The 13327-nt window shown below is 52.9% G+C and carries 13 protein-coding genes; all 13 read right to left on the reverse strand.

All coding sequences use genetic code 11. The features are described from left to right. Positions 1–12: 12 nt before the first annotated feature. Entirely contained in the window at positions 13–1260 is a 1248-nt protein-coding gene (gene fabD / locus LBW89_RS12625) for an ACP S-malonyltransferase (RefSeq protein ID WP_225039254.1), read from the reverse strand. Between the two features lie 349 nt (positions 1261–1609). Continuing rightward, positions 1610–4021: an ABC transporter permease gene (locus tag LBW89_RS12630; protein WP_225039255.1), complete on the reverse strand. Its 2412-nt coding sequence runs from the start codon at positions 4019–4021 to the stop codon at positions 1610–1612. A gap of 3 nt (positions 4022–4024) precedes the next feature. Beyond that, the gene (locus LBW89_RS12635; RefSeq protein ID WP_225039256.1) at positions 4025–4801 is read right to left on the reverse strand and encodes an ABC transporter ATP-binding protein; all 777 of its coding nucleotides are present in this window, start codon (positions 4799–4801) and stop codon (positions 4025–4027) included. A 31-nt stretch (positions 4802–4832) separates the two neighbouring features. Continuing rightward, positions 4833–5609, reverse strand: coding sequence for a DUF4097 family beta strand repeat-containing protein (locus tag LBW89_RS12640; protein WP_225039257.1), 777 nt, complete (start codon positions 5607–5609; stop codon positions 4833–4835). A gap of 6 nt (positions 5610–5615) precedes the next feature. After that, positions 5616–6158: an HAAS signaling domain-containing protein gene (locus LBW89_RS12645; RefSeq protein ID WP_225039258.1), complete on the reverse strand. Its 543-nt coding sequence runs from the start codon at positions 6156–6158 to the stop codon at positions 5616–5618. Beyond that, positions 6155–6472, reverse strand: a complete 318-nt coding sequence (locus tag LBW89_RS12650; RefSeq protein ID WP_213506752.1) for a PadR family transcriptional regulator — start codon at positions 6470–6472, stop codon at positions 6155–6157. The genes LBW89_RS12645 and LBW89_RS12650 overlap by 4 nt, the downstream gene beginning before the upstream one ends. 101 nt (positions 6473–6573) lie before the next feature. Next, positions 6574–7281: a 4'-phosphopantetheinyl transferase family protein gene (locus LBW89_RS12655; RefSeq protein WP_225039259.1), complete on the reverse strand. Its 708-nt coding sequence runs from the start codon at positions 7279–7281 to the stop codon at positions 6574–6576. After that, on the reverse strand, positions 7275–8099 hold the full coding sequence (locus LBW89_RS12660) for a thioesterase II family protein (RefSeq protein WP_225039260.1): 825 nt from the start codon (positions 8097–8099) through the stop codon (positions 7275–7277). The genes LBW89_RS12655 and LBW89_RS12660 overlap by 7 nt, the downstream gene beginning before the upstream one ends. Before the next feature lie 71 nt (positions 8100–8170). Then, a complete protein-coding gene (locus tag LBW89_RS12665; protein ID WP_148451050.1) occupies positions 8171–9223 on the reverse strand; it encodes a DUF5050 domain-containing protein in 1053 nt (350 codons plus the stop codon). A 462-nt stretch (positions 9224–9685) separates the two neighbouring features. Continuing rightward, positions 9686–10567: a metal ABC transporter permease gene (locus LBW89_RS12670; RefSeq protein ID WP_148451051.1), complete on the reverse strand. Its 882-nt coding sequence runs from the start codon at positions 10565–10567 to the stop codon at positions 9686–9688. Next, a complete protein-coding gene (locus LBW89_RS12675) occupies positions 10567–11535 on the reverse strand; it encodes a metal ABC transporter permease (RefSeq protein WP_225039261.1) in 969 nt (322 codons plus the stop codon). The genes LBW89_RS12670 and LBW89_RS12675 overlap by 1 nt, the downstream gene beginning before the upstream one ends. 5 nt (positions 11536–11540) lie before the next feature. Next, entirely contained in the window at positions 11541–12299 is a 759-nt protein-coding gene (locus LBW89_RS12680; RefSeq protein ID WP_225039262.1) for a metal ABC transporter ATP-binding protein, read from the reverse strand. 39 nt (positions 12300–12338) lie between these two features. After that, positions 12339–13313 (reverse strand): metal ABC transporter solute-binding protein, Zn/Mn family, encoded by a 975-nt coding sequence (locus LBW89_RS12685; protein WP_318249369.1) that lies wholly within the window; start codon positions 13311–13313, stop codon positions 12339–12341. Positions 13314–13327 lie beyond the last annotated feature (14 nt).

Consider the following 13327-nt stretch of genomic DNA (forward strand, 5'->3'; position numbering starts at 1 on the left):
AAAATAAGTTTATCAATGCAATACGACGGCCGGCTGTCCGATGGCTTGAAGTTTGCCGACAATGTCGTTCTGCTTGTCCGGCGGCAGTTGTTTGGTGTTCAAGATCTGCTGCAGCAATTCCCTTATCCGGTCCAGGATTTGAATGACGTCCAAATTCCCGTCCCGACGACGCATTTGTTCGATCAGTTCCCGGGTTTGCCGAATGGGCTCGACAACGCCGGTTGTGTAGGCCTCAGCATCCTCATTCCGGTTTCGGGCGATGAGGGCGGCCGTTAAAGCCGCCTGTGCCGCAGCGATCGCGGAGTCGCGCCGAGTCTCGTCCGCAGCGAATAACGGACGCAGCGTGTTCATTTCTTGCGGATGCTCCACATGGAAGGTTTGTACGGCCGGATAAGTCTCCTTCATGAGCTGAGTCAACACCTGGCGAGGCCCGACTTCCACCGCCCGGTCCATGCCGTTCCGGTGCAAGTACTCCATCGTCTCCCGCCAGCGAACCGGATGAGTCATTTGGCGATAGAGCAGCTCAACCAGCTCTTCCCGCCCATAAGGCCGGGCCGTGACATTCGAGATAATCGGCCATCGCCCGGGCCCGGTTTCCACATTCCGCAATTCCAGCGCCAGCTTGTCCGCCGCGGACTGCATCAGCGGGCTGTGGAAAGGAGCGCTCACGTTCAAATATTTCACGCTCGCATGTGGCGCCGCTTCCAGCACCCGATCCGCTACGGCCCGGACAGCCTCCTGGTGGCCGGCAATGACATGCTGCCGCAAGGAGTTATAGCAGGCAATGACCACCTGCGAGGTTTCCGTCGTTGTCCTGCGGCACCATTCGTCCAGTTGATCCGCGGTTACATGCGTCACGGCGGCCATCGCACCGAGGCTGGAGGAGACCGCCGCTTGCATCAGCATCCCCCGTTTTCTTACAATGCTTAATCCGTCCCGGTAAGACATAACTCCGCTGCACACAAGGGCCGAATATTCGCCAAGACTGTGTCCCGCCATAAAACGGGGCTCCCAGCCCAGTTCTTGTCGGCCGATTTCGAAGGCAATGACGCTTACGGCCAAAATCGCCGGCTGCGTATTCATGGTCTGCATCAGTTCTTGATGACTGCCCTCAAAGCACAATTTGACAAGATCATAACCTAACGTGTCGTTAGCTTCTTCGAACAACAGCTTTGCCGCGGTAAACTGATCGTGCAACCTTTTTCCCATGCCGACATATTGCGACCCTTGCCCCGGGAACAAAAAGGCGGTATTTGTCATACGCAGACCTCAATTCGAAAATATTTAGTTGGATAGAAGTGAATCAGGATGTAGGAGTTTTAGCGATTGATGTTGAGTAGTGGATAATGTGAAAGAACTCTGAAGTGTAAGTCTTGAAGTGAAGCTTCTGACGCAGCCTATGAAATGAAAGGATATGTTTTACATAGAGGTAATTAAATAGAAGTGAATGATAATTAAGTAATTAACATCTAAAGTCAAATATACTATATACTTTTTACATGTCAATCCAATTATTGTATATTTCATGTAATATTTTAGTAAAACTCCACTTCCTTTACATTTTGCGAAACCGCAAAAAGGCTTCCGGAACGAGCCGGAAGCCTGCTGATTAATCCACCGTCAACAACCTTGGAGACGTGGTTTGAACCGATTTGGATGCGGTCCAGGACCCGAGACAAGCCGCCGCAATACTTAGCGGAATCATCAAGGCGATGCCGCCTCCGTTCATGATCAGCGGGACTTCAACGATACCGTAGTCCGCCAGGACGAGGTTCAACAGAGGAGGAAGGCCCAGCAGCCCTAACGGAATTCCGACCAAAGCGCCGATCGCCGACAGGAACAGGATTCCCGTCGTTTCCGACAGACGAATCTGCCGGGAGGTCATGCCGATGGATTTGTAGATACCGTAAGTTCGGCTCTCTTTTTTCATATGAATCCGGCAGATGCTATAGATAATCACAAACGTAATTACGATGAACAGCAGCGCCATCACTGACATCGGAAGGACAATGATCGTGAAGGCTTGGGAAAACACTTCGTCGACCAGCGTGGCCTGGCTCGCCGTCCAAAGCACGTTTCCGTACCGCTGATGCAGCTCGCTTACGAACTGGTCGACCGACACGCCTTCCTTGAGATTGATAAACGTGGTGTTCATCGTGCTGCCGTAATCGGGATTGACACTTCGGATGACATCGGCGGTAATCCGCCCCGTAAAGGCCATATTGGCGATCGCCTGATAGATCCCGGCCACTTCCAGCGTATGTTTCTCGCCTTCAATGTAAATATCCAGCGAATCTCCTGTCTGGATGCCTAAAGTCCGTGCCACGTTCACGCCGATGGAAATTTCCCGGACGCCGGCCGGGTTTCGCCCCTCCACATTTTCATAGCCGATATCATCGTAATTTCCGTCGGCCACTGTCAGCAGCACCCCCATCGTATCCGCCTGCCCTTTCGCGGAGGACCCTTGATCCAGCGGCAATACCGCGTTCGCGTCCCCGTAGCGGGAATAGTTTTTCACACGGGGATCCGACAACACCTCTTCCTGCAGCCGCTCGAAGGTCAATTTGGCGGGATTATCGATTCTTACCGACAAGTCGGCCGAATCATATCCCCATTTCGCAATGGTTCCATGAATGGACGTGATGCTGTTCACGAACAGAAACCCGAACACCAGGACGGAAGTAGATAAAGCGGATATCAGAACAATCAGCAGCGAGCCGCGAACATTCTTCGTGACGCCCCGAAGACCGATGATTAACGATGTAGGGAGGGTGCCCAGCTGAAGCAGTTTTCTTTTCCAACTGCCGCTGCCGCCTGATCTCCGGGAATACTCCTTCTCCGACATGCCGTAACGGACGGCTTGGGCCGGCTCCACCGTCCGGGCCTTGTAAGAGAACAGCAGCGCTGAGAGGAAAATCACCGCGACTACGGCTGCTCCGAGCCAAATGGCGAGCATGGAATAGGCGGCGTTATCATCGGTGGAGCCTGTGCTGAGATAAGCCATGGAGCCGGCAACGATTTTGGCGGAGAATGCATAACTGGCCACAATCCCGGGGATGACCGCTACGAACGCCAAAAACGTATACTGCGTGACATAGGCCAAAATAACCTTCCGGGAGGATAGGCCCACGGACTTGATGATCCCGATCGTACGATAGCTGGATAGAATCGCGTCGGAAATCGTGAATCCCAGCGTGTAAAGCGCGACCGCGATCATGACGACGGCCAGAAAGATCATCACGAAACTAATGACCTGATTCGCTATCATGTAATAGGACGACAGACTCTCGAAATCTTTCACCGATTCCAGGTAAGGGGTTCCCAGAAACTTCTCGAACCTCTCCCAGTAGGCCCTGTTTTGACTGTAATCGTCAAACCGCAAGCCCGTCATGTATTTATCGTCTCCGGGCAGAGCCGACAGATTTGTATTGTAGTCCTGATGGTTCAGCCAGATCCGGCCGCTGGTCGCGAAGGGGGAACAATAGGAAATGTCCACGACCACGGCGGCAACGTGAAGCCGGAAGCTTTCTTCGTCGGTTTTGAATTCGATCGCGTCTCCGACACGAATATTGTTGGAATAGGCGAGAGATGTGGGGATCCAGGCCGTTCCGGCCTCGGGCGAGCTTGTTTCTTCTCCTTCCGCAAACAACAGGCGGTCAACGGGAAAAGGGCCGTTCGGCGTATCCATCATGTACAAATCGACGTTGGGAATCTCTTCCCCGGCATGCGACATGCTGGACAAATAGCGATACCGCATGACTTCGGAGACGGTAACCCCCTCCTGCCCCGCCCACCACTGCTGAACCCGATTGGGGTCGTAAATCCCGTTCTCCAGCCGTAATATTTGATGGGCGCCGCGGGTCTCGGCGTGCATATTCTCATACATCCGATTCGTGTTGTTAAGAACCAGGACAGCCGTCGATAGAAGCAGGGCCGCAAGCATGATGATAATCGCAATGAAGCTGTTTTGAACTTTTTTGTTCTTCAGATTCGTCCAGCATAGCTTCCAAACCGCATACATGCCTTATCTCCCCTTCCCTGACATGAACATGAAGATTTGGCTTTCTCTTGCTTTCATTTGTTCCGGCGTATACTTGCCGAGCTCCAAAATCCCGTCGATCATCCCGTCCTTGACCAGAATCAGCCGGTCCGCCCTGCAGGCCGCCTTGATATCGTGCGTCACCATCACGATGGATTGACCGGTCCGGTTCATGTCGGTCAACAGGTCTAGAATGATCGTTCCCTGCTCCTGACTAAGCGCCCCGGTGGGCTCATCGGCAAAGATCACCTCGGGCGAGTTGATCAGGGCTCTGGCGATCGCCGCCCTTTGCTGCTGACCGCCGGATACCTGGGAAGGCAAGCGGTCGGCCTGCTCCCCGATGCCCATCGCTTTCAGCAGCTTCAGGGCTTGTTTATTCACATCGTTCTTGCTTCGCCCGGCCACATAGCCCGGGAAGGCCACATTTTCCAACAGGGTGAAATCCGGAATCAGGTTGATCGATTGATACACGTAGCCGATTTTATTGGAGCGGAAATCCGTGATTTCTTTCTCCGAATAAGCATCAATCCGCTGTCCTTTGAAGAACACTTTTCCGGAACTCACCGTATCCAATCCGCTGAGGAGGTACAACAACGTGGATTTGCCCGACCCCGAGCTTCCCATAATTACCGTAAAATCGCCTTTATAGACCTCCAGATCGATCTTTTTTGCCGCGTGAAATTGTTCGGTTCCGGTCGAGTAAGTTTTGCACAAATCCTCCGTCTTGATCAAAACGACTTTGCTGGCATTTGGGGTTATCATCAAGGCGCCCTCCTAAAAGTGGAATCGTCTTTCATTTTTGAAGCTCGTTGCTCTGTTTCACGGTTAGATTGCCGGTATCGGAGACCAGTTCCATCCAAGGTCCCCCTTCTCCGATCCCACCGTCCCGATAATTCGGCAATGAAACGTCGGTCTTTCCCGAACCCGCGGATAATTTCGTTCGCAGCGCTTGCGGGATCAGGGCCGTTTGTATCGTAATGTCACCGCTATCCGTTTCGGCATGGATGTCGTGGGCAATGTGGTGGAGTGAGGCCGCTATGGTGCCGGTGTCCGTCCTTGCCTGAATTTCTCCCTCCTGGATATTCAAGCGGATCGAGCCCGTATCACTCGCCGCCGAATAGATGTCCGCTAAAACGGAGTCAATCGAAATATCTCCCGTATCCGAAACGACCTGCAGCCGGCTTAATTTTTTCTCCGGGATCCCCACGGTCAGCTTAAGATCCGTATAGAAGTCGAAAAAGCGGAATCTACTGTCCTGAATTACCTTAATCCGAATGCTCCCATGGTCTTCCACGATGTCTATCCGATAGTCCTCCAGCCATTTCTTCGTCGTCTTCCCTCTCAAAACTGCCCGAATTTCATCTCCTTTGATCGGAAGCACCTCCATCTTTTCCGTTTCCGTTTCGATGCGGATTTGGTCCGCCAACTCCGCACCGACAGTCCGCTCGACGGAGAGATCGCCCAAGTTAAATGGAGAATTGCCCAGCAGATACATGACCGCGTTTCCCATCACCGAGACAGCGATCAGCAGCAGGGCGAGTCTGGTTATATTTCGTAATCTCCGGGTCAACTCGGGTCACTCCCTTCTCATCATTTTCAGGTTGTATTTCAGATACCGGATCACAAGATGATAGTACAACCGGGTTAATTGGATGGTCCCGACCAGAAGCAGCAGACCCGTACCGACCAGCCCCAGCATCAGGAAAAAGTCGCTGATGATAACTGTGAGGATCGGATGCTGCATGATCAGCAAAAGCGGTGAAATCATCAAAAAGAGGGCGATGCCGAATAGACCGGCAAGGACAGCCAACGAGGCGGCAAAAGGGATCAGGACGATAACCAGATTGAACAACCCCAGACTCACGGTGGCCAGAACCGCCTTGGTCACGCTAGCCAGGGACGGAGAGTTTCCCGCCAATCGAATTTGAAATTGGGCAAGCACGGCTCGCGCGACCAATTGGGGTTCCCCCAACCTAGAGATGATTTCTTCCTCGGACCGTCCGTTTAATTCGGCCATCTCGAAATGCTCTCGGTAGTCAGCCATAGCTTCAGCCCGTTCATCGGGAGGCAACGACTTAAGATATTGGGTCAGTTCGTTCAAGTAGGTTTCTTTCTTCACTCTGAACCCTCCTCAATCATCTCCTGAACCCCTTTGGCAAACTTACTCCATTCCTCAATCAATTCATCCATGACTTTTCTTCCCTCATCCGTGATCTTATAGTATTTCCGGGGAGGGCCCTCATCCGACTCAAACAGATACGTTGAAAATAGTCCTTCCGCAGCCAGCCGCCTTAACAACGGATAAATTGTACCTTCGGCGATTTCAAATTTTTGCGAAATCTGATCCACCAACTCATATCCGTAGCGATCCTTCTTGGCCGTTAACACCAGGACGCAAAGCTCCAACACACCCTTCTTGAATTGAATATTCAATATCTTCCACCACGCTTTGTTTAGTACTGTGCATTGTGCAGTAGCTGGATAACCAAATATTAACATGCGGTACTGTTTAATGCAAGGTACCTGTTATTAATTTATTTCTGCATGTGCAGCATCCCTCTTCTTCCGATGTCCGACACGATGTCCTTGACCGCCATTTGCCGCACCCGGATCGGGCCTGGGCTGTCGGCGCAAACCGCCAGCTTGTAGCCCCCCTTGATCGTACAGCTCTGTATGAATGCGGGGATTCGATCATTCGAATGCAGTTCGACCGAAGGAGCCTCCAAGTTGAAGTAGAAAGCGTCCAAAGGTTTTTGCAAGCCGACCCCCAAATATTTGATATAGCTTTCCTTCAGGGTCCATAGCTCAAATAACGCATCCATCCGCTGCTCCGGCTCCCTGGAAAGAAGATATATATATTCATTGGCGTGAAAAAATTTACGGGCGATCCCCAAGTCCATGCTCTTGACCTCTTCGAGATCGATCCCGATTTCCTCCTGATCCAAACCGCAGATCACATATCTTCCCGAATGGGAGAGGTTGAAAAAAATTCGCTGCTGCCCCCGAATATAGGGCTTTCCGTATCGATTTTTGTCGAAGATCAATTCGTTCATCGGCAGTCCGGTTTTCCCGGCGATCATATAACGGGCCAAGGCTTCTCCGTAAACGGCTCGTTTTCGATCCGGCTCAAAGCGGAATCGGCTCGCCTCCATGCGTTTTTCCCGGGAGCAGATTCCCAGCAAGGCATCATGGTCTAGGCCTGAGATTTCTTCTTCAATATCGATGTAATAGATCTCTACCATCTTCCCTTGCTCGTCCTTTCCGCGCCGGACCGTTCATCCAACTCGATCAGTTTATTCCGCAGATGCGCCAGGACGGGTCCGGGCTGATCCGCAAAATAAAAATGGTTGCCTTGAAACATCGTCAGCGCAAATGTTTTGGAAGTGTACCGCTTCCAGCCCTCCAGCTCATCCCCCTTAGCCAGGTGGTCCCTGCTGGCCCCGTAAACTTCTATAGAAATCGGCAGCGGTGCGGCGTTTTCCGGCTGGTAGGTTTCACACAACTTCATATCTCTTCGAAATGTGGGCAAAATCATCTCCAAGAAGTCCCGATTTTGACGGAGCACCCCCGGTATCCCCCCCAATTGGACGATGTTATCGAGAAACTCCGCATCGCTTTTCATATATAGTTTGTCATCATTGTTATCCGTCAAGCTTTCCGTAAATCGGTTCATATGATGGGGAGCTCTGACACAAGAAATAACCAAGCCTTCCGGCAGTCGCCATCCCAAATGCTGCATCCTCCGCGCCAGTTCGTAAACGACCAGTCCTCCCATACTGTGCCCGAACAATACATAGGGGATATCCGTATACTCCTTTATCTCCTCCGACAGTGAATGGATCAACCTGTCCATCCGGTCGATGGAAGGTTCCGCGAATCTGGCGCCCCTGCCGGGAAGCCGCACGAAACAAGTCTCCACAAATTCGGGCATGTCCTCTTCCCAACGCAAATAGGTAGCAACATCGCCTCCCGCCGGAGGGAACAGAAATAACCTTAACCGGATTTCGGACTTACTTCGTTTTCTTTTGAACATAAACCATCGCTGGACCTCTTGGATCATCTAATATTTGCCCTCCCATCTCTCACATGTATCTGCTTTTCTGGAAGCCAAAATCTTATTTTAATAGAGTTTCATATTCCCTTTAATGTCGCAAAGGAGTCGTCGTTCCGGTTCTGGAAAACGAGATGCCGCTTAATACTGCCCAGATAGTCGGAATAGAAAAATTCGTTGCCGCCGACCTGGCGCAGCCCTGAACCATCCATTCGGATGGCGAATACTCCCCCGGTTTCCCTATCTTCATCACTTACGGTGAAATATGCCCATCCATCCAAAACATCCAGGGGCTCGAGATCCCAACCGATAATTTTACGCACAATTTCATCCCCCTTTTGGAAAAGATGAAGGTAAGTCGTGTGCTTATCCCTATCACGTTCTACAAAAAAGAACGAATCCGAATCCGCGTCACCTATGTAATCCGTCATAAAGAAGGAGTAAGAAGATAGCTGTTCCTCCTTGGTCTTCTTGAAAATCCGATCGAAGGCCGTTCCATCGTCAACGTTCTCCTCAATATACATCTCGCCCGTGGACGGCAACGGCTGTCTCATCAGTGGAAAATAGAGATCGCCAAGGGTTTGAATTCCGTAGCCGATGTAATAATGATACTTTTTATCCTGCGGATCCAATACGGTCGGGCTTACCCTTTTCTTCGACCTCCCGTCGGGCGACATTCGATACACGCCCCGGTCGATGGTCATGCTGTTGGTTGTATAATAAATACTTTGGTTCTTGAGGAAAAATTGATCGATCTCTCCCAAGTTGGTCAAGCGCGTTAATTTTTTGGAGGACATGGTAAACTTGTAAATACCACCGGTTTGGCCCTCTCCCTGCTTAAGAAAATAAACCGTCTCATAGTCTTGATAGAGGACATTGCTGAAATTCCCCTTAAGGATTGAATAAGTCTTCGTCTTATCTCCGTTTACGACCGTTTTGTACAAGCCGTCACCAGCTTTTGCCCAAAAGATCGTCAAAGGTTCCGTTGTTTTTTGACGAGGAATGTTTTGAATTCTAAGGGTCAATTCGGAGGCTTGCTCCAGATTAAGATTGCTTCGGCTTGCCCCCATTAACGGTATACAAATCAACACCGCCGTAAGTAAAACCATAATTTGACGTTTACGCAATATCATTCACTTCTCCCTAAATAAATGAATTAGCAGCTAAATCGACAGCGCCTGCCTCTTACAACTATTCGATTAAAGGGATTATTTTCCTCCCCAGGTACGAAGTGTGCCTGTAAAAAGATGCAAATCTGCAGGAATTTCCGCCAATCCGGGAACATCTCATCAAATGGATGCAAATGTGCAGGAATTTTCGGTGGTTTTCGCCAAATGGGCCCTTTTCAATGTAAAAGCCTGCAATTATGCAGGAATTTCAAAAAAATAGCCCAACATGCAAAAAAAGCCTGCAGATTTGCAGGAATTTGAAAAATTCCGTAAAAAGCCGGGCCTAAACAAATCTGACGGAGCCGTAACGAACAAAGGGTCCCTTAGACATTAGGGGACCCTGAGCTGCATAATAATATGTCCTATTTTCCGCGCGGTACCTTGGCAGGTCGGCGCTTAGGCCTCTCAGGCCGAAGCTTATGTCGGTCAGGCCGACGCCGTCTTCAGCTTGCGGCGCTTTTGGTAACGGGCCATCAACCCGTGCAGCGGCGAAAAGACGAACGCCAGCACGAACAGGATGCCCGCCACCGTGATCATCGCACCCGCGATGGAGGCGTCCAGCCATTTGGCGGCGTAGTAGCCGCCCGCGGAGCTGACGGCACCGATCAGCACGCTGTACAGCAGCATGACGCTGAGCCGGTCGGTCAGCAGGTAAGCCGTCGAGGCCGGAACGATCAGCATGCCTACGACCAGAATAGCCCCGACGCTCTCAAACGAAGCCACCGTCGACAACGACACCATCCCCATCAGCAAGTAATGGAACAGGGCCACCGGGATCCCTACCGCCGCGGCCAGCGCCGGATCGAAGGCGCACAGCTTGAACTGCTTGTAAAAGAGACCGATGACCGCCAGCACAAGCACGAGCGTTCCGCCGAGCATCCACACGGCGACCGGACCGAGATCATAGCCGTTCCAGATGAGCGTATCCCACTGTACATAGGCGATTTCACCGAACAGGACGCAATCCAGATCGAGATCGATATGCGCCGCGTTTCGGCTGATCAGAATGACGCCGATGGCGAACAACGCGGTAAACACGATGCCGATGGAGGCATCGGATTGAAGGCCGCCCTGCTGCAGCAGTTGAATCAGAAACACCGTGATCAAGCCCAAAACGGCGGCTCCGACCAGCATCAGAAGCGAATCCCTGGAACTGCTGACCAGGAAAGCGATCGCGATGCCGGGCAGGACGGAGTGGCTGATCGCGTCGCCCACCATCGCCATCTTGCGGAGAACCAGGAAGCATCCCAGCACCCCGCAGGTTGCGGCAACCAAGGTGCCGGTTAATATGATCCAAAAATCCGCCATCAGTCCGCACTCCTTTCCGCCGCTTGCGTTCTTTGCGAAATCCCCGGCATGTCGACGACCGCGGATTCGAAGCTTCGCCGAAGGTCATTCCGCTGCCGGAGCCGGCGGACGAGCTTGGCGACCAGCCCGCGATTCGGCGCGAATACCGCCGATACCACGAACAAGGAGGTCGCGGCGAGCACGGTGACCGGCCCGGTCGGCAGGTTCGACAGCGTGCCGCTGATCAGGGTGCCCGTCACCCCCGAGAGCGCCCCGAACAAGCCGGCCAGGATAACCATGACGCTTAAGGCGTCCGTCCAATAGCGGGCCGCCACCGCAGGGGTGATCAGAAGCGCCGCGACCAGTACCACTCCTACGGCCTGGATGCCGACCACGACGGCGATCACGGTCATAAGAAGCAGCAGCTGTTCCAGCAAGCCGACCCGCAATCCCATGCCCCGGGCAAACCCGGGATCAAAACTCACCAGCTTAAATTCCTTAAACAGCAGAGTGCATACGGCGACCAGAATCAGGGACACGATGCCGACCAAATAAACGTCGGACAGCATCATGGAAGCCGCCTGGCCGAACATATACTTATCCAGCCCGCTCTGATTGCCGTTGCCGCTGTGCTGGATTTTCGTCATCATGACCACGCCGATCCCGAAAAACACGGACAACACGATGCCCAGCGCGGCATCCTGCTTGATCCGGGAATAGCGGGTGATGGCATGGATACCGAAGGTGGCAACCACGCCCGCCACAACGGCTCCGATCATAAAGAGCCCGATCGACTTCACGCCGCTGAGCATAAACGCGATGCAGATGCCGGGAAGCGCGGCGTGCGCCAGCGCATCGCCGAGCAAGCTTTGTTTGCGGAGAAAGGTAAAAGAGCCGATTACCCCGCTTCCGAGCCCCAGCAGCAAGGACCCCATCAGGATCCACTGCATATTCGGGTCGGACAGCCAATTGATCAAAGTAGCTAGCATAGGTTTTACACCTTCCCTGCCGGTACGGCGGCAAAATCCTGCAGCATGGCGATTCTTCCGCCGTAGGTTTTCTGCAAATATTCCGGTGTAAATATGTCGGAGGTCGGCCCCGACGCCACCAGTTCTCCGTTTAGGAGCATCACATGGTCAAAATATTCCTGAACGGTGGACAGATCATGGTGCACGACCAGCACCGTCTTCCCCTGCTCCTTAAGTTCGTGCAGCAGTTGAATGATCGCCTTCTCCGTCGTCGCGTCCACGCCGGCAAACGGCTCATCCATAAAATACAATTTGGCGTTCTGGGCCAGCGCCCGCGCCAGAAAGACCCGCTGCTGCTGGCCGCCGGACAGCTGGCTGATCTGCCGGCCGGCATAATCCGCCATGCCGACTTTGGTCAGGCACTCCATGGCCAACTCCCGCTCTTTCGCGCCGGGACGGCGAAACCAGCCCAAATGCCCGTAGCGGCCCATCATCACCACATCCAGCGCGTTCGTCGGAAAGTCCCAGTCCACGGACTCGCGCTGCGGCACATAGCCAACACTCTTGCGCTGCTCGCGGTAAGGCTGACCGAAAATCTTCACTTCGCCCTCCACCTTGGGAATCAAGCCGAGGACGGCTTTCAGCAGCGTCGATTTTCCCGCTCCGTTCGGCCCCAGTACACCGATCAATTTCCCCGACGGAATTTGAAACGAAACGGAGCGAAGCACCGGTTTTTTCTGATAGGCGACGGTAAGTTGATCAACTTCAAGAGGATAAGTCATCATCGCTTGCTCTCCTTTACTCTGGGCTAACACCCTAACAGTCTATTTCAACGCTTCTACAATGGTGTTCACATTATGGCGGACCATCTTGATGTAAGTATCCGCTTCGGATTCGGGTTCACCCAGCGAGTCGGAATACAGTTCTCCGCCGATCTTGACCTCATGCCCCAATTCCTTGGCACCGGCGATGACCGCCTCCATCGATTTGGTGGGAATGCTGTTCTCCACGAAGACCGCTTTGATTCGGTTCTCCACCAGGAAGTCGCGCAGCTCGCTGACATCCTTTGATCCGTATTCCGCGGCCGTACTGATGCCCTGGAGGCCCATGACCTGGATGCCGTAGGCGTCCCCGAAGTAACCAAAGGCATCGTGGGCGGTAACCAGCACGCGTCCGGCCTCCGGAATTTCGGCGATCCGCGTCCGCACCTCGTCGTCCAGTTTCGTCAGTTCCGCGATATAGGCTTCGGCGTTCCGCTTATAGGTATCGGCATGGGCCGGGTCGTATTCCGCCAGCGTGTCGCGAATCGTTTCGGTTGCGGCAATCCAATATTTCACATTAAACCAAATATGCGGGTCGTACTGCGTCCCTTGCTCCTTGTCCCCGGCTCTTAGCCGGGAAGGGTCGATATTTTTGGAAACGGCGACGGTCGGTTTATGTTTCTCCAGCTTTTCCAGAATCTCCGTCATCTTTCCTTCCAGATGCAGCCCCCCGTAAAAAATCATTTCCGCATCGTCGAGCTTCTGGATATCTCCCTGGGATGCCTTGTATAAATGCGGATCCACACCGGGTCCCATGAGCCCGTGAACCTCCACTTCATCGCCGCCGATTACCTGCACGACGTCCGTAATCATACCGATCGTCGCCACGACTTGAATTTTGTCGTCATCGGCCGGCCTCTTCGCCTGATCCGCGCCTCCTTCCACCTTGGAGCAGGCCGCCAACACGATCAGGGCCAATACGCCCAGCGTCATTTTTGCCCGCTGAAACGGGCTTTTCTTCACTTTAATTTCGTTCATTTGTTCTCTCCTCC

It is taken from the genome of Paenibacillus sp. alder61 (genome assembly GCF_020179875.1).
Lineage (GTDB): Bacteria > Bacillota > Bacilli > Paenibacillales > Paenibacillaceae > Fontibacillus > Fontibacillus faecis.